This window comes from Nesterenkonia haasae (genome assembly GCF_010119385.1).
In the GTDB taxonomy this organism is placed as follows: Bacteria; Actinomycetota; Actinomycetes; order Actinomycetales; family Micrococcaceae; genus Nesterenkonia; species Nesterenkonia haasae.
The window spans coordinates 669,890-694,844 of the sequence record NZ_VFIE01000017.1; the positions used below are offsets into that span (position 1 = coordinate 669,890).

General features: G+C 62.4%; 25 protein-coding genes. 6 read left to right on the plus strand and 19 right to left on the minus strand.

Annotation, left to right across the window (positions count from 1 at the left end; genetic code table 11):
• Positions 1–3: 3 nt before the first annotated feature.
• The 3 genes from FH975_RS03205 to FH975_RS03215 are packed head-to-tail and all read right to left on the minus strand — an operon-like array spanning position 4 to position 4,753.
• Positions 4–510: a hypothetical protein gene (locus FH975_RS03205; protein ID WP_162319988.1), complete on the minus strand. Its 507-nt coding sequence runs from the start codon at positions 508–510 to the stop codon at positions 4–6.
• Positions 507–3,533: an AAA family ATPase gene (locus FH975_RS03210; protein ID WP_162319989.1), complete on the minus strand. Its 3,027-nt coding sequence runs from the start codon at positions 3,531–3,533 to the stop codon at positions 507–509. Before FH975_RS03210 ends, FH975_RS03205 begins: the two co-directional genes overlap by 4 nt.
• On the minus strand, positions 3,530–4,753 hold the full coding sequence (locus tag FH975_RS03215; protein WP_162319990.1) for an exonuclease SbcCD subunit D: 1,224 nt from the start codon (positions 4,751–4,753) through the stop codon (positions 3,530–3,532). Before FH975_RS03215 ends, FH975_RS03210 begins: the two co-directional genes overlap by 4 nt.
• A 94-nt stretch (positions 4,754–4,847) precedes the next feature.
• On the opposite strand from FH975_RS03215, the gene FH975_RS03220 reads away from it, so the two are divergent.
• Positions 4,848–5,501 carry a hypothetical protein gene (locus FH975_RS03220; RefSeq protein WP_162319991.1) on the plus strand — a complete coding sequence of 218 codons (654 nt, stop codon included), beginning with the start codon at positions 4,848–4,850 and terminating at the stop codon, positions 5,499–5,501.
• On the opposite strand, the gene FH975_RS03225 is transcribed toward FH975_RS03220, so the two are convergent.
• Genes FH975_RS03225 through FH975_RS03255 form a run of 7 tightly spaced genes read right to left on the minus strand, consistent with a single transcriptional unit; the run spans position 5,482 to position 11,042 of the window.
• Entirely contained in the window at positions 5,482–6,600 is a 1,119-nt protein-coding gene (locus FH975_RS03225; RefSeq protein WP_162319992.1) for an exonuclease domain-containing protein, read from the minus strand. The two genes, FH975_RS03220 and FH975_RS03225, sit on opposite strands and share 20 nt — an antisense overlap.
• Positions 6,601–7,236, minus strand: a complete 636-nt coding sequence (gene rdgB / locus FH975_RS03230; RefSeq protein ID WP_162319993.1) for an RdgB/HAM1 family non-canonical purine NTP pyrophosphatase — start codon at positions 7,234–7,236, stop codon at positions 6,601–6,603.
• Complete coding sequence (gene rph, locus FH975_RS03235) at positions 7,233–7,973, minus strand: ribonuclease PH (RefSeq protein ID WP_162319994.1); 741 nt, start codon at positions 7,971–7,973, stop codon at positions 7,233–7,235. The genes rdgB and rph overlap by 4 nt, the downstream gene beginning before the upstream one ends.
• A 20-nt stretch (positions 7,974–7,993) precedes the next feature.
• Complete coding sequence (locus FH975_RS03240) at positions 7,994–8,779, minus strand: MBL fold metallo-hydrolase (RefSeq protein WP_162319995.1); 786 nt, start codon at positions 8,777–8,779, stop codon at positions 7,994–7,996.
• 18 nt (positions 8,780–8,797) lie between these two features.
• The gene (locus FH975_RS03245) at positions 8,798–9,421 is read right to left on the minus strand and encodes a DUF2017 family protein (protein WP_162319996.1); all 624 of its coding nucleotides are present in this window, start codon (positions 9,419–9,421) and stop codon (positions 8,798–8,800) included.
• Positions 9,422–9,427: 6 nt separating this feature from the next.
• Entirely contained in the window at positions 9,428–9,733 is a 306-nt protein-coding gene (clpS, locus tag FH975_RS03250) for an ATP-dependent Clp protease adapter ClpS (protein ID WP_162319997.1), read from the minus strand.
• Between the two features lie 31 nt (positions 9,734–9,764).
• A complete protein-coding gene (locus FH975_RS03255; protein WP_162320073.1) occupies positions 9,765–11,042 on the minus strand; it encodes a nicotinate phosphoribosyltransferase in 1,278 nt (425 codons plus the stop codon).
• 140 nt (positions 11,043–11,182) lie between these two features.
• Here FH975_RS03255 and FH975_RS03260 point away from each other — a divergent pair, with 140 nt between their 5' ends.
• Positions 11,183–11,827 carry an isochorismatase family protein gene (locus FH975_RS03260; protein ID WP_162319998.1) on the plus strand — a complete coding sequence of 215 codons (645 nt, stop codon included), beginning with the start codon at positions 11,183–11,185 and terminating at the stop codon, positions 11,825–11,827.
• Between the two features lie 255 nt (positions 11,828–12,082).
• Here FH975_RS03260 and FH975_RS17035 read toward each other — a convergent pair whose 3' ends face one another.
• The 9 genes from FH975_RS17035 to leuC all read right to left on the minus strand — a co-directional run bounded on the left by FH975_RS17035 (position 12,083) and on the right by leuC (position 21,436).
• Positions 12,083–12,484, minus strand: coding sequence for a type IV toxin-antitoxin system AbiEi family antitoxin domain-containing protein (locus FH975_RS17035; protein ID WP_407938605.1), 402 nt, complete (start codon positions 12,482–12,484; stop codon positions 12,083–12,085).
• A 275-nt stretch (positions 12,485–12,759) separates the two neighbouring features.
• Positions 12,760–14,541: a DEAD/DEAH box helicase gene (locus tag FH975_RS03270; protein WP_328821754.1), complete on the minus strand. Its 1,782-nt coding sequence runs from the start codon at positions 14,539–14,541 to the stop codon at positions 12,760–12,762.
• Between the two features lie 3 nt (positions 14,542–14,544).
• Positions 14,545–14,886 (minus strand): DUF3039 domain-containing protein, encoded by a 342-nt coding sequence (locus FH975_RS03275; protein WP_202922954.1) that lies wholly within the window; start codon positions 14,884–14,886, stop codon positions 14,545–14,547.
• Between the two features lie 9 nt (positions 14,887–14,895).
• Positions 14,896–16,032 carry a D-alanine--D-alanine ligase family protein gene (locus tag FH975_RS03280; RefSeq protein ID WP_162320000.1) on the minus strand — a complete coding sequence of 379 codons (1,137 nt, stop codon included), beginning with the start codon at positions 16,030–16,032 and terminating at the stop codon, positions 14,896–14,898.
• On the minus strand, positions 16,019–17,083 hold the full coding sequence (locus FH975_RS03285; RefSeq protein WP_162320001.1) for an NAD(P)H-dependent glycerol-3-phosphate dehydrogenase: 1,065 nt from the start codon (positions 17,081–17,083) through the stop codon (positions 16,019–16,021). Before FH975_RS03285 ends, FH975_RS03280 begins: the two co-directional genes overlap by 14 nt.
• Positions 17,080–17,841, minus strand: a complete 762-nt coding sequence (locus tag FH975_RS03290; RefSeq protein WP_162320002.1) for a lysophospholipid acyltransferase family protein — start codon at positions 17,839–17,841, stop codon at positions 17,080–17,082. Before FH975_RS03290 ends, FH975_RS03285 begins: the two co-directional genes overlap by 4 nt.
• Positions 17,842–17,869: 28 nt before the next feature.
• Complete coding sequence (gene murA / locus FH975_RS03295; protein ID WP_162320003.1) at positions 17,870–19,192, minus strand: UDP-N-acetylglucosamine 1-carboxyvinyltransferase; 1,323 nt, start codon at positions 19,190–19,192, stop codon at positions 17,870–17,872.
• Between the two features lie 105 nt (positions 19,193–19,297).
• The gene (gene leuD, locus FH975_RS03300) at positions 19,298–19,897 is read right to left on the minus strand and encodes a 3-isopropylmalate dehydratase small subunit (protein ID WP_162320004.1); all 600 of its coding nucleotides are present in this window, start codon (positions 19,895–19,897) and stop codon (positions 19,298–19,300) included.
• A gap of 81 nt (positions 19,898–19,978) precedes the next feature.
• Positions 19,979–21,436 (minus strand): 3-isopropylmalate dehydratase large subunit, encoded by a 1,458-nt coding sequence (gene leuC, locus FH975_RS03305; RefSeq protein ID WP_162320005.1) that lies wholly within the window; start codon positions 21,434–21,436, stop codon positions 19,979–19,981.
• Between the two features lie 167 nt (positions 21,437–21,603).
• On the opposite strand from leuC, the gene FH975_RS03310 reads away from it, so the two are divergent.
• The 4 genes from FH975_RS03310 to FH975_RS03325 form a co-directional block, all read left to right on the plus strand.
• Positions 21,604–22,407 carry an IclR family transcriptional regulator gene (locus FH975_RS03310; protein ID WP_407938606.1) on the plus strand — a complete coding sequence of 268 codons (804 nt, stop codon included), beginning with the start codon at positions 21,604–21,606 and terminating at the stop codon, positions 22,405–22,407.
• Positions 22,408–22,472: 65 nt separating this feature from the next.
• Complete coding sequence (locus tag FH975_RS03315; RefSeq protein ID WP_328821755.1) at positions 22,473–23,045, plus strand: PH domain-containing protein; 573 nt, start codon at positions 22,473–22,475, stop codon at positions 23,043–23,045.
• Positions 23,042–24,739: a PH domain-containing protein gene (locus FH975_RS03320; RefSeq protein WP_162320006.1), complete on the plus strand. Its 1,698-nt coding sequence runs from the start codon at positions 23,042–23,044 to the stop codon at positions 24,737–24,739. The genes FH975_RS03315 and FH975_RS03320 overlap by 4 nt, the downstream gene beginning before the upstream one ends.
• 10 nt (positions 24,740–24,749) lie before the next feature.
• Positions 24,750–24,955: 3-hydroxyacyl-CoA dehydrogenase NAD-binding domain-containing protein (locus FH975_RS03325; RefSeq protein WP_328821756.1), on the plus strand; the 206-nt coding region annotated here is incomplete at its 3' end.

A 24,955-nucleotide genomic window follows, 5' to 3' on the forward strand; every position in this document is an offset into this window, starting at 1 on the left:
CTACTACTGGGGTTCTTCGGAGCCCACCCGGTATCTGCGCATCACCAGCACCGGCACTGCCGCCGCGGCCGTCACTCCGCACACGGCCAGCGGGACCGACCACGCTCCGGTGAGACCGCACGCCAATGCCAGGAGTACGCTCAGTCCGAGTGCCGAACGATCTAGCCGGACGTTCGGCATGCACACCCGCTCCGCAGGTGCTGCTGCACCAGCGAGCAGTCCCAGGACCAGCACCAGCCACAAACGCTGCTGGTCGCTTGCAGCAATCAGCAGCACCACCAGGACGACATAGGTGACAGTCTGGCCGAGTAGCAGGTTCCTCCAACTCCCCCACCACCTCACGAGCATCTGCGCGATGCCTGCCGAGAGGAAGTACCCGACCACGGCGGCGACTCCCCCAGCCAAGGCCGTCCACCACCCCACACCGACCAGACTGACCAGGCTTGACGCGATTGCGAACGGCAGCAGGGTTCCCGGAAGGCGGGCAAGTAGCTCAAGGACACGCGTCATGAAACACCGATGAGGTCGAGTGTGGACCCACTGTTCGTCTTGGTGACCTTCAACTGAACAGGAATTTGTTGGTGCATCTCGCTGACATGACTGACCACACCAATTCTCCTCCCCTCACCTTGCAGGGTGTGCAGGGCGGACATCACCGACTCCAACGTGTGGTCGTCCAGTGATCCAAAGCCCTCATCGATAAAGAGGCTGTCCAGCCCCACACCACCGGATTCTGATTGGACAACCTCGGCAAGCCCCAGTGCCAAGGACAGCGAAGCCATAAAGGTCTCCCCACCTGAGAGGGACTCTGCTGGCCGTTCCTGCTCGGCATACTCGTCATACACCTTCAGGTCCAGGCCCCGCAACCGCTGGCCGGTCCCCGTGCGCTCAGGGTCCAGCAACAGCTGATACCGCCCGTCGGTCATGGCAATCAAATGCCTGGTGGCCGCTTCGGTGACTCGCTCCAGGCGTGCGGCCAATACGTAGGTGGTCAGGCGCATTCCTTTGTCATTGTCACCCCCCTGAGCCCGAACAGCATCAGCGAGTTCTGCACGGAGATGTGCTTCGACGGCCTGGTCCTGCCGACTCCTCAGCACTTTTTCTAAGTCCGCCGCTGCGCGCTCGACCGCCTTTGACTCAGCTTTGTACTGAGCCAGTTGCTGATGAACATGTTCCAGAGCGTCACGTGCCTGGTGAGCTCGGGACGCGGCGTCATCTAGGTCTTTCTGTGAGGGAAGCTTCTCTCCCTGCTCTGAGCGCCGCCTTCCGGCCGTGACATCCTCAAGCTCAGCTTCGAAGCGAAGTCTCTTCTCACCGTCGGCGAACGTGGTCACCTGCTGACTGAGACGCTGGAGAGTCTCTTCCGGCAGCCGCGCGCTGATCACAGCGTGGCGATCTGCGAAGGGAGAGGCATTGATGTGTTCATCAGCTTCTTCAGCGCTGCGCTGGGCCGCAGCTGCGGCGTTCTCGGCCTCCTGTCGTGCCTTCTGCGCGCACTTGAAAACCTGCTGCCACTGGTTCAGTGCGGCCACGCGGTCGGCGATACTCGAGTGCTGTCCCCGCAAGTGAGTGAGGCGCTGGCGGAGAGTCTGGGCCTCTTCGCTGATGCGGTGGGCATCCGCGGCCCGTCGACTTGCGGTGTGCTCAGCGGTCGTCTGCTCTTGCCGCAGGGTCACGAGCCGCTCCCGGATTTCCTGCACCTGATCCGTGAGTTCCCGCTGTTGGCGTCGTCGCTGAGTGGCGTCACGGCACTGCTGAAGGCTCGCCGCATAGGCTTCTCGGGCCTCGTCAGCTGAGAGGTGGGCATCTGCTGAGAGCGCTGAATGGATCCCTTGGAGCTTCGTCTCAGCGCTGAGCTGACGGTCTGCGATGCTGCCGCGTGTCAGACGCGCCTGCTGCAGGGCTTCAGTCACCGCATTGAGATCCTCCTTAGTCACCGTCTCAGTGTCCCGTTTCAGAGGTTCGGGGTGTTCGGTTGACCCGCAGACCAGACACGGTTCACCGTCGGAGAGGTTTTCAGCGAGCTCCTGCGCTAGGGACTGAAGGTAAGCCGCGGAGGTTCTCCGATAATCCTTCTCTGCCCTGTCCTGCCGAGTTTGCGCCTCTTCCGCCTGCCTGCCAAGCTCCTCCACCTGTGAAGCTGTGGCGTCCCGATCAGCTACCTGCTCCATGCGCGCCTGCGCCGCCCGCACCGTCGCCTGCGCAGCCTCGACCTCACGGTCGGTCTGCTCTGGGGAAACGATCTGGTCTTGCTGCTGCTGGAGCGTTTCCTGAGCGGATGCGACCTGGGAACTGAGCGTATGCGCCTGCCGTTCAGCCTCGGCGGCTCCCTGTTCGGCGCTCTGAGCCGCTGCGCCGAGCTCGGTGTAGCGCTCGTCGAGTCCGCGAGCTTCAGGGTCAGTGAGCCGCGCATGCAGCTGCCCGAGTTCTTCTGCCGCCGCTTCGAGGGTATCGGCGATGACTTCTGACTGGTCTTGCAGCAGGACCTGGGCTTCCTGCTCGGCGGAGACTGCCATCGCTTCCTGCTGCTGGGCTGCGTTTGCCTCACGGTCAGCGCGAACGAGCCACTGATGGACGGCCTCCGCTGCCTGGTGCTCGGCCAGTAGGTGTTCTGCCTGGACTGCCTCTGGCCGCGCCTGTTCGTGGATACGGCGCTGTTCAGTGTGCTCCGCCCAGTATGTCAGCTGGCGATGCCGCGTAGTGAGCAGATCGAGCTCTTGGGCTGCGTGTTCAGCTGCTTGCTGCGCCTGAGCCTCTGCGGCACGCAACCGCTGGTGACCCTTCTCCGCTCTGCTCAGCAGCGGCTCAATCAGTTCCTCCGGCGACTGAGCTTCAGTTGCGGGCATGTCATCGCGGAGCAGAGCAGCTGCGGCGCTGATCAGCTGGTTGGTATGCGCCGCGATCCGGGAGTCAAGTTCTTTGAGGTGACTTTCCGATTCCTTTTTGTGCTCCCATAGGTAGCCTTCCAACCGGTCATAGATTCCGATGTCGAACAACTGCTCAAGTATCCTGCGCCGTTCTTCATTGGTGGCGTGCAGCAGCTGGGCGAACGAGCCTTGGGGAAGCATGATCACTTTGGTGAATTCGCTCATGGAGAGACCGAGGATGCTTGCCAGCTCGGCTCCGCCTTCATCGATCTTGTGCACCGGCAGGGGTTTCCACTCGCCGTGGTGAAGACGTTTGATGTACAGCGCCTGACTCTCCCGTTGCGGAGCCGCTCCACGGCGTTTGGCGGGTCGGTAGTAGCTAGCCTCGCGGCGGACCCACAGGCGGTCCTCGCCGGTGGAGAACTCCAACTCCACATAGGGTTTCCGTTCCATCGGCGCGTGTTGGGACTTCAAACCTTCGGGTCGCCGCTCCCCCGGGACGTTCCCGTAGAGTGCAAAAGTGATGGCGTCGAGGACAGAGGTTTTGCCCGAGCCAGTCTGGCCCCGCAGAAGGAACAGTCCGTCGGAGCTAAGGGCGTCAAAGTTCACCGTCTGAGTTCCGGCGAAGGGCCCAAATGCGCAGACCGTCAAGGAGTGGAATTTCATGCCCGCTCCCCCGTGTTTTGGGTGCGCACGGCGTCCAACGCAGATGTCACCGCGTTGAGCTCCTGCTGTGTCACTGACCGGTCGCGGACATGTTCGAGGAACCCAGCCACCACCTCAACTTCACTCTGTGCTGTATGCAGCCGCTGGGCGAAGCTTTGCCCGGAGCGATTGAGGCCCGCCCCGGCATACCGGTATTGCATCACGTGCGGGTAGGCTTCCCGCAGGCGGTTGTAGGCCCGTTCGGGGCGTTCGTCATCGGTGAGCGTGATCTGGAGAAAGGCCTCCTGGAACCTCTTCACACGTTCCAGGTCCAGGATGTCTTGGATGTCTCCCTGAAGGCGGACGACTTCACGGCCCAGATCCCAGTCCAGAGCGGTTACCGCTGCCGCAGCGTCGTCGAGCTCTGTGCTGTCAATCAGCCAGGCCCCTTTGTCCTGTTTGTCCTCGGAGAAGGAATAGCGGATCGGGGCCCCGGAGTAGCGGACGCGGTCAGAGAGCCGCTGACGCCCGTGGAGGTGGCCTAGAGCCACATAGTCGAATCCGTCGAATACCTCCAGGGGCACCACGGCGAGACCCCCGGCGCTATCCTCATGATGCTCCAAGGTGCGTTCCGGTACGGCAGGGGCCCCGATGTTACGTTCGGATTCGCTGGCCTGTCCTCGGTCAGCGAACACATGCGCCATCACAATCACCCGCAGTGCAGCGCCGTCCTTGGCGACTCTTCGGGCAGCAACATCCGCATGAATTCTGCTGACTACCTCGGCCATCACCGCTGAATGATGAGCCCGGTCCAAGCCGAGCTGTTCGGCGTAGACCTGCGGCTCCAGATAAGGGACTCCGTAGACCAGCAGCCGCTCACCATCCCCGGCAAGCTCCACCGGCGTCCAGGCGTCGTCCAGCCCAGAACGGATATGCACCCCGGATTGGGCGATGAGTTCGCGGTTGAAGCCCAAGCGCACCGCAGAGTCATGGTTGCCGCTGGTCATCACCACCTGTGCTCCGGCTTCGCGAAGGGCCCGCAGACACTGCCCCAGCTCCCGGACCGCCCACTCCGGCGGAAGTGCGCGGTCAAAGACGTCTCCAGAGACCAGCACCACGTCTATCTGGTGCTCGGTCACCGCAGAGCATACGGTCCTCATCATCTCCAGCTGGGTTTCGCGGAGGTCCGCGCCGTGGAATCCTCGCCCCAGATGCCAGTCCGAGGTGTGCAGCAGCTTCATGATTCACTCGCTTCGGTCGTCACTACCCTCACCCTACGGCGGGGCACGCACATCAACTCCGCCGGACGCGCGAATGTCGGTATTCTTGCCCTTCGTGACGTCCCCACTCAACCCAGAAGACCTCCGCCTCGTCGATTCCTTCGAACCGACCATGCGCAGCCTGCTCCCCGGACCAGATGAACCGGTCCATGCAGAAGCCCTGCTTGCCCTCTGCATGGGGGACGGCCTGCTAGAAGTACTCGAATGGTCCCGCGAGGGGTCCGGGGCTGATCCGGCAGCCAGCATGTGGTTGGCCGCCCTGCGTTGGCACAGGGTCCTGGCCGGCGATTTCCCGCAGGGTTGCCCCCGGCCGACGCCGCGGCCCACTGACCATGCCCTGAGGCTCATCGTAAAATCTGGGGGCCTCGCCCTCATCCCCGGCAGTGCAGACACCTCGCTCGCCAGTTTGAGCTCTGCGGAGATGGGCACTCGCGCCGCGCCTCCTCAGCCAGCAGCGGATGACGAAGCCGCCTTGCTGCGCATTCTGCCCATCAGCCTCGTACCGTACGTGGAGGCATCAATGAAACAGAATTGGGCCGAACAAGCCGTTTGCCTCACGCACGGGAATCCGCGGCTGCTGCGCGAAGCCCGGCGCCGAGCGTTGGCGCCTCCTCCACCGGCGAAGCACGCACCGGCTCATGAACTGCTGGCTGTGGTCGTTGAGGACCTCAGTCAGCGCTGGCGGAAGACTACTCTGCCCGGGACGTGACTGCTGAGGGCTGCGGCAGCGGCCACGCGCTGCCCAGCATCTGCCGGTAGTCATCCTCCGTCAGGAGGCTGATCGGTTGGCCCTGGTCTCGGCGGCTGAGCGCTTCCCTGACTTTGCGTGCCTGCAGCGGAGGCACTCGGTGCTCAGCCTCCAAATCCTCGCGGCAGACACCGTCACCGATCACCACCACTGTGGTGGCGCTGGTGACTTTCGACGCAGTGACAGCACCATGTTCAGCGGCAAGCGCTTTGACATCCGCCCGTGGGATGGCGAGATTGCCGGTGAAGACTATGTGTTCACCGAACAGCGGATGATTCGGGTCAGCGTGCTCATTGGCCGGAAGGTTGCGGCCTTCGTCCTGCCAGCGCATCAGATCCGGAAGCATATCGTCGCTGACGTCTTCACTGCGTGCGTCGAGCAAGTATGCGCAGCTGCGCACTTGGCGTGTGGCCCGGGACTCGTAGGGACGGCCTCCGGTCCAGGACTCCAGTTCTTCGGGTTCGATCTGGTGTGCGGCGAAAAGGTCGTTGAGATTCCCGCGTTTTTCCCGCTCTGCTATGTCAACGACTATCGCAGCTGCGGCTCGGGCGTCCCACAAGGCGTGATGGTGGTGCTTGAGGTGAAAGCCCGCTTCAGCTGCGGACCGGGGCAGTGCGTGGGATTCTAGGCGGTAGACAGTGCGTGCCAAACGCAGTGAGCACAGAGCGCGCAGTCCTGGCGAATCCATGCCCGAAACTTCCAACGCGGACTCAAAGACCTCAATATCGAAACCAGCATTGTGGGCGATGAGCGTATCGGAGCCGATGAACTCGACGATCTCTGCGAAGAGCTCCCCAAAACGTGGCTGGGCGGCCACCCGATCGGCGGTGATGCCATGGATGGCCACATTGCGCGGATCAAACCTGTCGAAACCCTGCGGTGGCCGCATCCGTTTGAAGAAAAGCTCGTCCACGTTGCCGTCTCTGACGCGCACCATGCCAATCGCGCAGGGCGAGCCGCGGAAGCCATTGGCCGTCTCAAAATCGACGGCGGTGAAGTTCAGGCCTTTGACACGAGGCGGCCGCAGGTCAGATAACGATCCGAGTGCTGACGGAGACATTTAGACGAGCACCTCCACAATACGATGCGCGAGGGCCCTGAAGGCTTTGCCGCGGTGAGAGATGGCGTTCTTTTCGGCCATCGAGAGCTCCGCGCAGGAGCGGCTGTCCCCCACTGGCTGAAGGATCGGATCGTAGCCGAAACCTCCACTGCCATGCTCTTCGGTCAACAGCGTGCCCTCCAGTCGGCCTTCGGCAGTGAACTCAGCTGCAGGGGCACCGTCGTGTCCGGGAATGACCAATGAGGCGACGCATACGAAAGCCGCAGTGCGATGCTCTGCAGGGATGTCGCAGAGCTGTTCCAGGAGCAGGCGGCGGTTGTTCTCGTCACTGGACCGAGCACCGGCCCACCTGGCGGAGAAGATGCCGGGGGCTCCACCCAGGACGTCGACGGAGAGGCCAGAGTCATCGGCCACAGCCGGCAGACCTGTCATTTCCGCGACCGCTCGGGCTTTGAGCAAGGAGTTCTCGGTGAATGTCACCCCGGTCTCCGGGATCTCACCGACCCCGGCAGTGGCGGCGTCTACCACTGCACTGTCCAGATCCAGGTTGCGCAGCTGATCCGAATCGGCCAAGAGGGCCCTGAATTCGCGGAGCTTACCTGAATTTCCGGTGGCCAAGACGATCCGAGCGCTCACTGTGCCAGTGCCATCCTCTGGAGCTCGGCCAGGCGTCCACAACCGATCAGGGACAGGTCCAACAACTCGTTGAGTTGATTGCGAGTGAAAGGCGCACCTTCCGCGGTGCCCTGGACCTCAACGAAGTCTCCGCTTCCGGTGACGACCACGTTCATATCAGTTCCAGCGGTGGAGTCCTCGTTGTACGGCAGGTCCAGCACCGCAGTGCCGTTGGGCAACACACCGACCGAGATCGCGGCCACTGAATCCCGCAGCACCTCGGCGCGCTTCCGGATCCGGCCCTCACCGCGCGCCCACTCGATGGCGTCCGCCAGCGCGACGAATGCGCCGGTCACTGCTGCCGTGCGAGTGCCGCCGTCGGCTTGGAGCACGTCACAGTCCAAGGTGATGACGTTCTCCCCGAGGGACTCGAGATCGACTACTGCGCGCAGAGACCGCCCGATCAGTCGGGAGATCTCGTGGGTCCGTCCGCCGACTTTGCCTTTGATCGATTCACGTGCGTTGCGGGTATTGGTCGCTCGCGGCAGCATGGCGTACTCGGCGGTGACCCATCCTCGACCCTGACCTCTGAGCCACCGTGGCACATCAGATTCGACGCTTGCGGTGCACAGCACTTTCGTCTCTCCGAATTCGATGAGTGCGCTGCCCTCGGCGTGCGCAGACCATTCCCGAGTGATGGTGACTTCGCGAAGCTGATCAATGGCTCGACCATCAGCGCGGACGAACTTGCCCGTCATATACCCTCCTGTGGCGTGTTTCAGATGTGATAGGTGACCCCGTCGGCGGCCACTGCAATGTTTCCGTTGTAGCGCAGGGCCGCGTGCTCCCGCACCACGTTGGGGTCAGTCCACGCCGGCAGGTGGGTCAGCAGCAGCCGTCCCACCTGCGCCTCAGCGGCCGCAGCGCCTGCGCGATCTCCGTTGAGATGGATCCCCTCTATGGCGTCGTCGCGGCCGTCCTGGTAGGCGGCTTCACACAGGAAGACATCGGCTCCTCGAGCGGCTTCCACCAGGCCACGGCAGCTGTCAGTATCACCGGAGTAGGTCAGCACGCGGGTGGTGCCGTCCTCCCCTGCCGCCTCTATGCGCAGGGCGTAGGGTTCATCGATCGGGTGCCGGACGGTGATGGGGGTGATGGTGAAGGGCCCGATCGTGGTCGGCTGCTCTGGCGTCCAGTGGTGAAAGTCGAACTCATCATGCATGCCAGGTGCGGGGTCGATCCCGTGTGCCGCAGCGATTCGGGCATCAGTCCCGGCTGGTCCGTGAACTGGAATGCGCTGTGTTGGCCAGCCTCCCGGCCGCCACTTGACGGCAATATGTAAACCTGTGAGGTCCATATAGTGATCTGGATGCAGGTGGCTTAGGCACACGGCATCCAGGTCCTCGAGTGCAATGTGCCTCTGCAACGGCCCCAATGCCCCACTGCCGAGGTCTAGAGCGATCCGCCACATGCGTCCCTCATGCTCCTGGGTGACCAGATAACAGCTGGCAGAGGAATGCGGCCCCGGGAAGGAGCCGCTGCACCCGATAATCGTCAGTTTCATATGTCGCTCAGCATAACGTCACTCATCTTCAGGCATGACATCGAGCATCGCGGAGAACAGTGTCTCCTGCAGCCATGTGGTAAACGTGTAGAGCTCCGCCATGAACTCATCCGTGGTGGCGGCTTTCCCTCTGCCGGCCATGTCATGGACGCGTTCAGCGGCAGCCTCGTCGTCAATGTTCAGCCGCGCCGCCAAGGTGAGCCGCACATCATTGAGTGCACGGCCGAACACCGGCGCCTGTTCTTCCGTCAAAGTCACCGGCTCCGACTCCAGCGCCATTCTGGCGGCTCGCAGATCCGCGATCTTGGTCTCACGCAAGGAGGCTTCAGAGAGCCGCCGAAACTGAGCTGCCTCCACCGGATCAGTTGAAGCGTCTGGAAGCAGAAGCGCCAGCGCAGCATCCTCGGGCGGTTCCACACCTGGGATCTCATCGCCGGCGTCGAGGTCAGCTCCGAGTCCGGCTAGCTCACGCCGGAAGTGAGCGAAGCTGTCCTGTGGTTCTGTCGCGGCGTCGTTCAACGCCTCTCCCCTGGCTTCAAGCATGGTGATGACGTCCGCGCACAGGTGAGAGAGCAGACGCCGCTCATGGGATTCCATATCAGCTCTGTAGCCGCGTGTGGTGGCGCGAAAAGCTCGGGCCATCCGGGTCTACTCCGATTCCTCGAGGGTTGCCTGCAGACCGTATCCGTGGAGCGCGGTCACATCCCGTTCCGCCTTCTCCCGGGGTCCGGAGGCGACCACTGACCGGCCCTCACGGTGTACCTGGAGCATCAGTTGGTGCGCCTTCTCCCGCGAGTGACCGAAGTAGCTGCGAAAGACCCAGGCCACATAGGACATCAGATTCACCGGATCGTTCCAGACGACAACTTTGTAGGGCCTGCTGGTGAGCACACCGATCTGCAGGTCCAGGTCAGTGCCCCCCTCAGTCAGCGTCGATCCTTGGGCAGAACTCATGTCTCTATTCTACGAACCAGAACTTGATACGTCAGACGAAAACCGTGGGGATGACAGGTTCGCCCTCGGAGAGCCGTTGTGCTACGGCCGGAAGTTCTTCCAGTGAGTCCCTGTGCCTTCGGGCTGCGCGCAATACACCCTCGGCCCCGGTGTTGCCCGGTTGTACACTTCCACGGATAACCAGTGGGACCTGGAGTTCACGGCCGGAGTAGCCGGCTTCCGCAACAGTTTTATCTGCAGCGATGAACTCAGCTTCCGCCCGCCCATCATCATCTAGGCCCCGTACGGCCTGCTTTCTGCCGCCGGCACTGGCCTTGTTCGGTGAGGACTTCTCCACCGGCACAGCGGCACCTGTGCCGTCCTGCCGCTGGACCAGCTTGTACACCATGGAGGCTGTGGGCGCCCCAGAGCCTGTGACCAGACGGGTGCCCACCCCATAGGCGTCCACTGGGGCCGCAGCGAGACCGGCAATTGCGAACTCATCAAGGTCCGAGGAGACGATGATGCGCGTCTCAGTATTACCCAATGAGTCTAAGAGCTTCCGGACATCGTGCGCCTGTGCCACCAGATCACCGGAGTCCAACCGGACGGCACCGAGCTCCGGACCAGCGATCTCAACAGCTTTGCGGACGGCCGACTCCACGTCATAGGTGTCCACCAGCAGGGTGGTTCCGGGGCCGAACGTATCCACCTGGGCCGTGAACGCCTCTTCCTCGGTGTCGTGGAGGAGAGTGAACGCATGGGCGGCAGTGCCCAATGTCGGCACGCCCCAGCTTCTGCCGGCCTCCAGATTCGACGTCGCGGAGAAGCCCACTACCGCAGCGGCACGAGCCGCTGCCGTGGCCGAGAACTCCTGGGTTCGACGGGACCCCATCTCGACGCAGGGCCGACCTCCAGCCTCTGCGGACCCGCCGGCGGCCATCACCATCCTGGCGCCGGCTGAGGCGACGGCAGAATCGTGATTCAGCACCGAGAGCACGAAAGTTTCCAGCAGGCAGGCCTCAGCGAATGTCCCGGTCACCTGCAGTACCGGGGAGTTGGGCACATAGACCTCACCTTCGGCGTATCCGGTGATGTCCCCGCTGAAGCGATACTGGGCGAGAAAGTCGAGGGTGGTGTCGTCGACTATTCCCCGCTCCGCGAGAAAGTCCAACTCATCCCGTCCATACCGAAACGCTTCCAGCCCCTCCAGTAAGCGCCCCGTACCGGCCACCACTCCGAATCGACGGCCCTGTGGCAACCTACGCGCGAAGACCTCAAAGGTGCACTGCCGATCAGCCGCGCCGGAACGCAGCGCAGCCTGGAGCATCGTCAACTCATACTGGTCGGTCAGAAGCGCGGTGGAAAATATCACGGTGCAATCCTATGCCCGCGTCTGTACCGCTGGGGCTGGCCGAGTAGTAACGTGGAGTCACGCACAATGCCGGCACTGTTGGGGAGGAGAGGATCGTGGCTCAAGCACTGATCATCGTGGATGTGCAGCAGGACTTCTGCAAAGGCGGGGCGCTCGCCGTTGAGGGTGGTGCTCAACTAGCCGCCGACCTCAGCGAATTCCTCGAGGAGAACCATGCCGAGTACGACGCCGTCGTCACCACCCAGGACTGGCACATTGACCCCGGCGGGCACTTCTCGGAAAATCCGGACTTCGACCACACATGGCCGGTGCACTGCGTGGCCGGGACTCCGGGGGCAGAGCTCCATCAGGACCTGGACACCGACTATGTGGAGGCTCGCTTTCTGAAGGGTCTCTACGATGACGGATACTCCGGATTCGAAAGCCGCTTAGGAGACCCGGAGCGAGTGGGCATCCTCGAAGGGGAAAAGGGAATCAAAGTCGAACCCGAGGATGTCGTCGCGCCTGACGCCCCCGATTTGGACTCCTGGCTCCAGGAACGCAACATCGATTCGGTGGTGATCGTAGGTATCGCCACCGACCACTGCGTGCGCGCCACCGCATTGGACGCTGCAGAGAATGACTATGCCGTACGGGTGGTCTCCGACCTCACTGTGGGTGTCAGTGCTGAGAAGATCACCGAGACCTTCCAGGAGTTTCGCGACGCCGACATCGAGGTCGTCGCACTGGAAGAACTCTGACCAGCGGTGCCCCTCATGGGCGCGGCCCGGGCAACACGCAATAGGACGTTCCGGGTGCCACTGGCCGGTGTCCCACCGTGTGTCCCGGAACTTGCCCGAAACGTGCCTTAGGCGGGAGTCTCAAGAGCATCCCACATCCCACAGGGGGCTCCTGCCGGTAGCCTCAAGAGCTGGTGAGCTCACGTCCGTGTGCACCAGCTTTTTCAGCGGCGACGAACTGGGACTCCGGCAAGCAGGAGCTGTCGTTTCAGCTCCTCAGGGCGGTTGAGGAAGTGGCAGCTCTCCAGAGCTGACCAGTTTTTCCGCGGCAGGGCGAGACATGCGTGCAGACTTCAGCGGGAACTTAGCCCGCACAGCGAATGCGCCGTTTTGACGGCCCCCGACGCGGCTCCGATGCCTCGTCCGACAGTGCACTTCACGTGGCCAACTCAGCAGCGGAACCCCATAGAGCGACAACGCCGTGTGCCCGCAAAACACAGCAGACGGGGATGTCTTACCCACCGCCGCAGTGAAGGCCCGATGCCGCTGACTCAACCGGGCAGCATCCCAATCACCAACACTGACAAAGACACCAGGTCTCAGCCGTTTGAGCCAGCCCGCCCGGACAGCGCGGCTCAAGGCCGAGGTCGAACGGCCTCGTTGGGTTCCCGCACACACCAGTGTGATGTTCGTTTGCTGCCGAGCCCTTCAGGTACATACCAACGATCCTGGCAGAACGTTCGTAGCGGCGCCGGTCCCAGAACGGAACCTGTGGATAACCCAGCTCAACGCAATTCTCGATAGGACGCTCGCGTGTGCTAGGTCAAAGTCCCACTGGTTTTTCCGCTACGGAGCTGAAAACACCAATCGGCGCCACCCAGGATGGGACTCTTGACCACGGTTCAGCAGTCGTCCCACCTGAAATCCCAACCGGGGCGGGAATCGGGCAGTCGTTACTTGCTGACAAACCAGAGCTGGAGCTGCTTCAGCCTGGCTTCCAGCTGTGTCTGCGTGGCCTGCCCGACTGGAGGGCCCCCGCACTTGTCGCGGAGCTTAGTGTGGATGCTCCCCTGGTGCATGCCGGTCTTGGAGGCGTAAGCGGAGACGGACTTGTTGAGCTTGCCGCGCAAGGCCTTCAGCTGCCGGTGGTCGACGACGTCGCCTGACTCTGGAGCGCTCTTGGGGCGCCGCTTCAGCTGCTCGGCCTGCTGCCTGCGTAACAGTTGGGAGACTTGTTCCGGCTCGAGAAGTCCTGGTATGCCGAGAAAGTCCATCTCGTCCTCGGAGCCGATTGCCCCACCGAGACCGAACTCCTCTCCGTCAAACATCACCCGGTCGAAGGCGGCACTGGACCCCAGGGCGGCAAACTCTCCCTTGGCGAGTTCGTCACTGGCCTTCTCTTCTCTATTCGCTTCCTCCAGAAGGTCGTCTTCGGGATTCTGTCCATCTTCTGGAAACTCCGACTCCGGTGCGGCCAATGCATGGTCACGCTCTGCTTCCATGGCGTTGGCCAGGTCAGTCAGTACGGGGACTGAGGGCAGGAAGACACTGGCGACCTCCGCCTTTTTGCGCAACCGCACGAAGCGCCCGACAGCCTGAGCGAAGAACAAGGGCGTTGAGGTGGAGGTGGCGTAGACACCCACACATAGGCGGGGGACGTCGACACCTTCCGAGACCATCCGCACCGCAACCATCCAGTACTTGGAGCCGTCCTCGCTGAACCTCTCAATCTTGCGAGAGGCGTCTTTGTCATCAGAAAGCACCACAGTGGTCGTCTGACCAGTGAGTCTGTCCAGCTGCGCGGCGTAAGCGCGCGCCGACTCATGGTCGGTGGCGATCACCAGACCCCCGGCGTCGTGGATCCTGTCGCGAACCTTGACCAGCCGCTGATGGGCCGCACTCAACACCGCAGGGATCCACTCCCCATCTGGGTTCAACGCGGTGCGCCAGGCGTGCTGAGTGATGTCCTTAGTCGCGGCTCCGCCCAGTTGTGCTTCCATCTCCTCTCCCGAGGCGGTGCGCCAGCGCATGTTCCCCGAGTAAGCCATGAAGACCACCGGCCGGACCACGAGATCCTTCAGCGCAGGTCCGTACCCGTAGGAGTAGTCAGCCTTGGACCGCGGCACCCCATCAGGACCTTCGGAGTATGTGACGAATGGGATCGGGGAGGTGTCGGAACGGAAAGGTGTGCCGGTCAGTGCGAGCCGGCGGACCGCCGGCTCAAAGGCTTCGCGCACACCGTCGCCCCAGCTCAGGGCGTCTCCCGCATGGTGAATTTCGTCAAAGATGACCAGAGTGCGTCCAGCCTCGGTCTTATTTCTGTGCAGCGCCGGCTTATTGGCCACCTGTGCGTAGGTCACCGCAACTCCGACGTACTGTGAACCATGCCTGCCGTCGCTGTTCTTGAAGTTCGGGTCGATGGCAAGGCCCACCCGGGCTGCGGCGTCGGCCCACTGGCGTTTCAGGTGTTCAGTCGGCACCACGAGGTAGATGCGGGTGACTTCACCTGACTCAACCAGCAACTTGGCTACACGCAGTGCGAACGTGGTCTTGCCTGCACCAGGAGTGGCCACAGCCATGAAATCTCTGGGTCGGCGCTGGATGTACAAATCGAGGGCTTCTTGCTGCCAGTGACGCAGCGTTCCTGCGGTGCCGTGCGCAGCCCGGTGAGGATACGCAGGCGGAAGCTGCGATCCAACGTCGGTGCCAACGTCGAACAAAGTAGGTTCAGTCACGCCTCAGTTCTTACCGAAACCGAAGAATCCGCGGCCTTTGCCTGAGCCTTCGTCATCCCCACCGCCGGTGATGCCTTCATAGATCTCTTTGCACTCGGGGCACACCGGGAATTTCTTGGGGTCCCGTGAGGGGGTCCAAACTTTGCCGCACAGAGCAACAACGGCCCCGCCCTCCAGGGCGGACTCCATGATCTTGTCTTTTTTCACATAGTGCGAAAAGCGCTCGTGATCACCTGGTTCCGCGGGCTGCACGACGCGTTCACGCTCGATTGTGGCAGCACCGCCTGGCGTGGTGGCGGGATCAGCGGTGTGCATCCGGAACAGGTGGTCGGTGAAGGACATCATGGGACTATTTTAGCGGAGGCCTACGGGCCGCTCCAGGGCCAGCTCGATGAGCTCAGTAATGAGGTCTTCGTAGTCCATGCCACTGGCCTTCCACATCTGGGGGTACATGCTGATCGGGGTGAACCCGGGCATGGTGTTGACCTCATTGATGACCACCGTGCCGTCAGTGGTGTAGAAGAAGTCAACTCGGGAGATGCCTTCACCGTCAATGGCGTCGAAGGCAATGGCCGCCTGACGTCGGATCTCGTCAGCGACTTCTCCGGGCAACTCCGCGGGGCAGGACAGCGCTGCTGCGGCGTCGTCGGTGTATTTGGCATTGAAGTCATAGAACTGGTGCGCCTCAGCGCCGTCACCGACCACGATCTCTCCCACAAGGGAGGTGCGGGCGTGGCCCCCGGTCCGGCTGCCGAGCACACCGCATTCGATCTCCCGCCCATCGATGCCCTGCTCGACAATCACCTTGGGGTCGAATTTTCGGGCAGTCTCCAGTGCCTGATCGAGCGCACTGAAGTCATCTATCCGCGTGATACCGGTCGAGGAGCCTGCACGAGCGGGTTTGACGAACACGGGAAGCTGCAGCCGCCGCACGCGGTCCACCGCCGCTTGTGCGTCGAGGACCCACTGCCGTGCGGTGATGGTCTCCCACGGTCCGACCACGAGTCCGGCTGCTCTGAAAGCCAGCTTCATGAAGTGCTTGTCCATACCGACAGCGCTGGTGAGCACACCCGCGCCCACATAGGGCACCCCGGCCATTTCCAGCATCCCCTGCAGGGTTCCGTCCTCGCCGAAGGGGCCGTGGAGCAGCGGCAGGACCACATCCACCCAACCCAAGGACGTCGCTTGCAGATCCGCCCCGATCTCCAGCAGTTCAGCACCCCGGTCAGCGGTGCTGGAAGTGCCTGGGATGAGCTGCACGGAAGAGTCAGTGGGCACCACCCGGGGAAGCTCCTCCAGACCAAATGCGTGAGTTCGCGGGTCCACTACGGGCTTCGTCCACTGGCCGTCAGCGGTGATGCCGACCTCCACGACTTCAAATGCCGCGGTGTCAATGGCGTTCAGCACACCGGCCGCGGTAACGCAGGAGACGGCATGTTCCGAGGATTGGCCTCCGTAGAGGACCAGGACACGGGGCCTATTCGTCCTCATCGGGGAGTCCTTCCTGCTCTGCCTTGAGTTCCCTGGCCAGAAGCAGGGTGGCGATGTTCTCCACAGCGAGCTTTCCAGTCAGGACCGCCACCACAGCCTCTGCGATGGGCATATCTACCTGGTGTTCGTGGGCGAGTTCCAAAACTGCGGCGGCGGACTTCATACCTTCTGCGGTCTGGGTCAGCTGCTGGGTCGTCTCTTCGGGACTGTACCCCTGGCCCAGAAGGCGCCCGGCACTGCGGTTTCGGGACAACGGTGAGGCACAGGTCGCAACGACATCGCCCAGTCCCGCGAGTCCGGAGAAGGTCTCCAACCGGCCCCCCAGTGCGGCGGCGAGCCGCGTGGTCTCTGCCAGTCCCCTGGTGATGACCGAGGCTTTGGAGTTGTCTCCGAGCTGTTGACCGTCGCAGATCCCCACCGCCAGCGCAATCACATTCTTCACGATGCCGGCGATCTCGACACCGGTGACATCAGTGTTGGTGTACGGCCGAAAATAGCGAGCGCTGCACAGTGCGGCAATCCACTCGGCCACGGCCTCGTCACGGCATGCCACCACAGAGGCGGTAGGTTCTTCACGTGCGATCTCCACAGCAAGGTTCGGGCCTGAGACCACCGCGACATGCTCGTCACTGATGCCCAGCTCGGTGACGATCACCTCTGACATGCGCAGGTGGGTCCCACGTTCCAGACCTTTGATGAGGGAGACGACGACGGCCCCCGGCGCCAGCGCTTCCCGGATCTCCGCAAGATGGCCGCGCAGGTTCTGCGCCGGCAGCGCTAGTACGACGACGCCCGCTCCAGTCACTGCCTCCGTGAGCTGGTCAGTCGCGCTGACGCGCTCCGGGAGTGCGATATCACCAAGGTAGGTGGCGTTTGTGTGTTGTTGGGTGATCTCTTCGGCGATCTCCGCGCGGCGAGCCCAGAGCACTATCTGTTCAGGGGCGCCTTCGAATTCTCCTGAAGCTGCGTCGGCGATCACTTTGGCGAAGGTGGTGCCCCAGGAGCCCGCTCCGACCACGGCGATCTTCGGTAGGGGAGGTTTGGCTGTCATGGGGTGGAATCCTCTCCTCCGCGAGCCCTGAGCTGGTTGCGGGGCACTCTTTGATTCAATGCGCGGTCCCATATGTGCTCCGGTGGCTGCTCGCCGCGCAGCTGGGCCACACCTTCAGTCAGTGCCGCTTCAATCCGTTGTGTGGCTTCGGCCAGCACAGTCTTCGTCAGTGGTCTATTGCGCAGATCGGAGATGTCGATGGGCTCCCCCACCTGGAGGACATACTTCTTCCGCGGCCATGGTGTCGGGAACTTGGCATAGGGCGCCAGGACATCCTGAACTCCCCAGTGCGTGAAGGGAATCAGCGGAACGCCGGTGCTCAATGCCAAGCGAGCAGCCCCGGTCTTGGCCCGCATGGGCCATAGGTCAGGGTCTCGAGTGAGCGTACCTTCGGGGTAGATCATGATCGCACCACCCCGGTCCAGTGCACTCTGGGCCACCTGCAGCGACTGTTTCGCGGCCGTTCGGTCAGACCTCGCCACGGGCACCTGCTGGAGCCTGCTGAGGGCAGAACCGACCACTGGAATGCGGAACAGCGAGTCCTTCGCGAGGAAGTGTGGGATGGTGCCAGATTTCACCACGGCAAGACCCACGGCGATGGGATCGAGTTCACTGACGTGGTTGGAAACCACAATGAACCCGTGGTCGGGCAGCGTCTCGAGACCCCGCCACTCTTTACTGATCGCCAACCGCATCATCGGCCGGAAGAGGTTAGCTGTGGCGCGGATCCCCAGCGGGATGCGGCGTCGTCGTGTCATGTCTGTAGACCCTACCGGGCAGCAGGGGTCAGCGTTCGGAGATCGAGATGTCGGCGCCCAGTCCGGCGATTTTGTCTATGAAGTACTCATAGCCCCGGGAGATGATCTCAATTCCTGTCACGTTCGATGTGCCCCTGGCGGCCAACGCTGCGATCAGGTGTGAGAACCCACCGCGCAGGTCGGGGATGTCGATGTCAGCGCCGGAGAGTTTTGAGGGACCGGAGATCACCGCAGAATGCTGGAAGTTCCGCTGACCGAACCGGCACGGGTTGGATCCCAGACACTCGCGGTGAAGTTGGATGGAGGCTCCCATCCGGGTCAGGGCCTGGGTGAACCCGAAGCGATTCTCGTACACAGTTTCGTGGACGATGGACACGCCGTGGGCTTGGGTGAGAGCTACTACCATCGGCTGCTGCCAGTCAGTCATGAATCCGGGGTGGACATCCGTTTCCAGGACCAGAGGTTTCAGCGGCTCTCCGGCGTGCCAGAAGCGCATACCCTCGTCGTCGACTTCGAACTCTCCACCGATCTTGCGGTAGATGTTGAGGAAAGCCGTAAGGTCACGCTGGGCGGCTCCGCGGACGTAGATATCGCCCTCAGTGACCAGTGCGGCCGATGCCCAGGATGCGGTCTCGTTGCGGTCGGGGATGGCGCGATGTCTAAAGCCTGACAGACGGGAGACGCCTTCAATCCGGATAGTCCGGTCCGTGTAGACGGTGATGATCGCGCCCATTTGCTGGAGAATGGCGATCAGATCGTGGATCTCAGGCTCCACAGCAGAGTTTTTCAGCTCTGTGATGCCTTCGGCGAGGACCGCAGTCAGCAGGACCTGCTCGGTAGCGCCTACCGAGGGGAAGGGTAGCTCCAGCTTGGCCCCACGTAGGCCCCTGGGCGCTGAGATGTGGATCCCGGTGGCACGTTTGTCGACCACAGCCCCGAAGTTCCGCAGCACTTCCAGGTGGTAGTTGATGGGGCGGTCGCCAATCCGGCAACCACCGAGGTCGGGGATGAACGCCTCGCCGTTCTTGTGCATCAGTGGCCCGCAGAACAGGATGGGGATCCTGGAGTCGCCGGCGTATGCGTCGATCTCCGAGTGCTCAGCAGAGTAGGTTTCACGAGGGTCCAGGGTCATAATCCCGGAGGTGGCGTCACGGTCCACTTTCACCCCGTGGATTGTCAGCAGATTGGTGACAATCTCCACGTCCTTGATCTCCGGGACGTTTCGCAGTTCGGAGGGTTCGCTCCCCAGCAGGGACGCAACCATCGATTTAGGGACCAGGTTTTTGGCGCCCCGGACGTGAACTTCGCCCTGCAGGGGCTTACCACCTTGGATGGTGAGCAGCTTTGCCATGGAGTCGAGAGGTCCCTTCAATTCAGGTCAGCGGATTCTCAGCCATGCCACTGTACCCGATCAAGATACTCGTTCCCCCGGCACTTCGCATGGCCCGCGAGACACCTACACTTTGGCGGGGAGAGTCTTGGGCTTGATACCGGGGCGCGTGGATTCGTAGGCTCCGATCGCTTCATCCTGACGCAGGGTCAGAGATATGTCGTCTAGGCCCTCCAGCAAGCGCCACCGGGTGTAGTTGTCAATGTCGAAGGTGGTGTCCACGGAGCCGCAACGCACAGTTCGGGACTCCAAGTTCACGGTGATCTCCGTGGTGGGGTCCTTCTCCAGTTCTTTCCAGATGAGTTCGACGTCGGGTTGGGCAACTTTTGCTGCCAACAACCCTTGTTTCGCGGAGTTGCCATAGAAGATATCGGCGAATCGGGATGAGATGATGACCCTGAAGCCGTAGTCTTTCAGCGCCCAGACAGCATGCTCTCGGGAGGACCCGGTGCCGAAGTCCGGCCCGGCCACCAGCACAGTGCCGTTCTTATAGGCCTCCTGGTTGAGCACAAAGTCCGGGTTCTTCCTCCAGGCGTAGAACAGTGCGTCCTCGAAGCCGGTCTTGGTGATTCGCTTCAGAAAGACCGCCGGGATGATCTGGTCAGTGTCCACGTTGGACTGCTTCAGCGGCACACCGGTTCCGGTGTGAGTGATGATGGGTTCCATGGGGTGCTCCTGTGGTAGTTCCGGCGGCGGGGAGGCCCGCTCACCTCTGAAGCCGGCTCGCACCGGCCATCACGCGTCGCGCTACGCAGGGGTCGGTTCAGGTTGCAGAACATCTGAAGGGGCTGAGAGCGTGCCTCGGATGGCGGTCGCGGCAGCGACGACCGGAGAGACCAGGTGGGTGAGTCCGCCTTTGCCCTGACGGCCTTCAAAGTTCCTGTTGGACGTCGAAGCGCACCGCTCGCCCGGTGCCAACTGGTCAGGGTTCATGCCGAGGCACATGGAGCAGCCGGCGAACCGCCATTCAGCTCCGAAGTCTTTGAACACCCGGTCCAAGCCCTCAGCCTCAGCCTCCAACCGGACCTGCGCTGACCCTGGCACCACGATCATGCGCACCTGAGGGTCCTTCTGCCTGCCCTTGATGATCTCGGCTGCCTTGCGGAGATCTTCGAGCCGGGAGTTGGTGCAGGAACCGAGAAATACGGTATCGACACGAATGTCTTTCATGGGGGTACCAGGCTCGAGGCCCATGTATTGCAGGGCCCGCTCTGCTGATTCGCGGTCTACGGGATCGTCAAAGTCGGTGGGCCGCGGGACTGACTCGTTCAGCCCCACGCCCTGGCCTGGGTTGGTGCCCCATGTGACGAATGGTTCGAGTGTGTCTGCGTCGATCGTGACCTCAGCGTCGAACTCGGCACCGTCTTCGGTGCGGAGGGAACGCCAGTAGTCCACCGCAGTGTCCCAGTCTTCGCCGGTGGGTGCGTGCGGGCGTCCTTTGACGTATTCAAAGGTCGTCTCGTCGGGTCCTACCATCCCCGCTCGGGCGCCTGCTTCAATGCTCATATTGCAGATGGTCATTCGTGCTTCCATGGACAGCTGCTCGATCGCGGAGCCGCGGTATTCCAGGACGTAGCCCTGACCCCCGCCGGTTCCGATCTTCGCGATGACCGCCAGGATGATGTCTTTGGAGCTGACTCCCGGCTGCAGGGTCCCGTTGACTGTCACAGCCATGGTCTTGAAGGGCTTCAGGGACAGCGTCTGGGTGGCCAGGACATGTTCGACTTCGCTGGTGCCGATGCCCATGGCCAGCGACCCGAAGGCACCGTGGGTAGAGGTGTGGGAATCACCGCAGACCACGGTCATTCCTGGTTGTGTCAGGCCAAGCTGGGGTCCTACCACGTGCACAATCCCCTGGTTGGCGTCTCCCAGGGAGTGCAGTCGAATGCCGAACTCTTCGCAGTTGGCGCGCAGGGTGTCTACCTGTATGCGGCTGACGGGGTCAGCAATTGGCTTGTCGATCTCCAGGGTGGGAGTGTTGTGGTCCTCGGTGGCGATCGTCAGGTCAGGCCGGCGCACCGGACGTCCTGCCAACCGGAGGCCTTCGAACGCCTGCGGACTGGTGACCTCATGGACCAGGTGCAGGTCGATATAGAGGAGGTCGGGCGACCGTTGCCCGTCTTTGTCCTCTCCCCGGACCACGACGTGGTCGCGCCAGACCTTTTCGGCCAGGGTCAGCGGCTTGTCGCTGGCAATCTCCACCATGAGTTCCTCCAGAAATCTGTGGGCGCCGTCGTAATTTTCGGGGTGGCGAAAAACGACGACGCCGGCCCGGTAAGGCTTCGCATCTCTAGGGAACCACTGTTGCCTGGGAGCCTCTAGAAGAGCATGCTCACATCTCAATATGTGAGACCCACGCTAGACTGTGCTGTATGGCCGAGAAATCTGCGTCCTCAGCGGGCACCCGTCCCGACTCACCCAGACCTCTGCACTCACCCTCCGGCATCGGTGTGATCGACAAGTCCGTCATGATTATGGACGCGTTGGAAGCTGGTCCGGCTACTCTTGCGCAGCTGGTGGAGTGCACCGGTCTGGCGCGTCCGACGCTGCATCGTCTTGCCTCTGCCTTGGTCCATCACAGGTTCCTGTCCCGGGATGTCCGTGGTCGATACGTGATCGGGTCACGCTTGGCGGAGCTTGCTGCTGCTGCTGGAGATGACCAACTGGTCTCCGCGGCCGGCCCGATCCTGCTTAAGCTTCGCGACGTCACCGGTGAGTCCAGCCAGATCTTTCGCCGCCAGGGCGAGGCGCGTGTCTGCGTCGCCTCGGCCGAGCGGCCAATTGGCTTGCGGGACTCCATTCCCGTGGGAACTCAGTTGTCCATGAAGGCCGGCTCGGCCGCACAGGTACTTCTGGCTTGGGAAGACCACGAACGCCTGGTTGAGGGCCTCTGGCGGGCTCGGTTTACACCTACAGTCTTGGCCGGTGTGCGGCGCCGCGGTTGGGGAGAGTCCCTGGGTGAACGGGAGCCCGGTGTGGCTTCAGTGTCGGCTCCCGTACGTGGACCATCTGGAAGGGTGATTGCTGCGGTGTCCATCTCCGGTCCCATTGAACGACTCTCTCGCCAGCCGGGCAGGAAGTTCGCCGGCGTCGTGGTCGCTGCGGCCCACCAGCTGACGGAGATGGTGCGGGCGAACCCAGATGCTGACCATGGGCTGAGGGACGCCGAGGACTGACACCGGGGTCTAAGTCATGACTTTTGGCAGGTTCGGTCACCACGTGTCACTTCTACAGTGAAACGGTGAACACTGCCACCTACGATACGCATCCTCCGAGTTCGCCGAGCAACGCCACTCCCCTTTCCAAAGAGTCAGCTGTGGACTCCTCCACGCTGTCTCTCCGCCCACCAATGCATATGGTCGACAGACGAGCCATCGGGTGGTGGATGTTGCAGTCGTTGGTGCTGATGGTGCCGATTCTGGCGGCTGCCATTGTGGCCTATGTGTGGTGGGAAGCCGCGCGCTCCTGGCTTATCGTGGCAGTGATCACTGCCAGCCTGCTCTTGCTGGTGGGAGTTCTGGTGGAGCCCTTCTGGCGGTACCGGGTTCACCGTTGGGAGACCACCCCCGAGGCAGTCTATGCCCGCAGTGGCTGGCTGGTCCGGGAATGGCGGGCCGCTCCTTTGTCCCGCGTGCAAACCGTGGACGCCCTGCGCGGACCTCTCGAGCAGGTGCTGGGACTGTCCACGCTTCGTGTGACGACAGCCTCGTCCTACGGGGCAATAGATATCGGCGGCCTTGACCAGGAAACGGCCGCCCGCCTGGCCGCGGAATTGACCGAGTCTACGCAACAGATCCCTGGGGACGGCACATGAGCCCCCCACTTCTGAACCCTCCCGACCCAGCTCCACCCAACACCCCCACCCTGCAGTGGCATCGGCTCAGTTCACGCATCATCTGGGTCGATCTGGTGATCACCGCCCTATCGCTCCTGCCGGCGTCAGTGGCGATCTGGGTGTTCGACGTTGATGCCTCCGAAGGCCAGATCTGGCCGCTGATAGCTCTGGCGGTCTTCGGCGCCTTGGGTGCGATCTACGACGTGCTGCGGTGGATCTTTACTCGCTTCCGCATGACACCGAGCTATGTTGAGCTCAAAACCGGCGTGCTATTGCGGCGGCATCGCTCAGTTCAACGAGACCGGATTCGCAGTGTGGATGTCGAGGCGAAGCTGCGTCACCGACTGGCCGGAATGCGAGTGGTTAACATCGGGGCCGGTCAACAGGCTGCGGCCGGGGAATCCGCACTCTCGCTGGACGCACTGAGCGTCGCCGATGCTCGAACACTTCAGAACAGCCTCCTGCGCGGGGTGGAAGAGCTCCCAGAAGCTCAGCAGAGTACCGCGGCCCCTGAAGACGGCCCACAGGAACTCCCGTCAGCAGGGGCTGGGGGAAATGTGCCTTCCCGAGCGACGGCCGCGGGCCACATCGTTGAACCGCTCAGAGTATTCGCTCGATTCGAACCAGGCTGGTTCATCTACAACATGTTCAACATCTGGGCCTATGCGCTGGCCTTGGGGGTCGGTTGGGGTGCGCTCTGGCTGCTGAGCACAGTGGGTCTCGATCTCTATGGATTCATCGTCGGGTTACTGGACTGGGGGGCCATCGGCTGGGTCGGCACCCTGTTTATTGCCGCTATTGCCGTCGGAGCGCTTGGGGCTATTGGTCTGGGCATTAACTACTTCACCGAGAACTGGGGTTTCGAATTGGCTCGGGTGAGCAGTCGCGAGGGCACTATGTTGCGCACCCGAAAGGGCCTCTTCACCACCCGAGAGGTCAACCGTGACGAAAATCGGATCCGCGGCGCCCAGATCTCTGAGCCGGTCGTGTGGCGCTGGATGGGGGTCAGCGACACCAGCGTGATCACCACCGGCCTCGATGTGTCGTCAATGTCAGAACCAGCTGCGATACTGCCCCGCGGGCCAGTTCGCCGCGCCGCAGAGGTGGCCGGTGAGGTGCTCGGAGATTCCGACAACCCCTTCCACGCGGACCTGACACCCCATCCGCGTGGAGCACTTCGGCGTCGGCTCTGGTGGGCAACTGGTTTCGCCCTCGCTCTGGCTGGGCTGTTGGCGTGGCTTGCTGTCATTGACGTCGTCGCGTATCAAGCGCTGTGGGCAGCAGCTGTATTCTGGCCGCTGGCTCTGCTCGCGGCTGGCGTTGCGTACCGAGCACTGGGACACACGATCACAGAGCGATATGTCATCACTCGTTCTGGTCTGTTGAGTCGCGCCACCACTGTGCTGCAACGGTCCGCTGTCAGTACCATAGCGATCCGTGAGTCATTACTTCAACGACGGCTGAAGCTGTGTACGGTCTCTGCTATGACTGCGGCCGGGGACGGCGGATACGACACTCCTGACATTGACCAGCAGCAGACTCTAGAGTTCGCGGTGCAGGCGGCGCCGGGGCTCCTCGACCCTTTCGTCATTCACCGGAATGAGCTACTGCGGCAGGTAGCCCGACAGCCATGGCGGACGGTCGTTAATCCGCACGTCACGCGTGCGGATTAGGATGTCCCCTGTGACTGTTCAAGTGAAGAATATTTCTGTTATTGGTACGGGTTATCTTGGTGCTACCCATGCCGCGTGTATGGCCGAACTCGGATTCAACGTGGTCGGAGTCGATATCGACCCCGAAAAAATCGCGTCCCTCTCCGCAGGAGACCTCCCCTTCCACGAACCCGGCCTGCCAGAACTAATCCGCAAACACGTCGAATCCGGACGCCT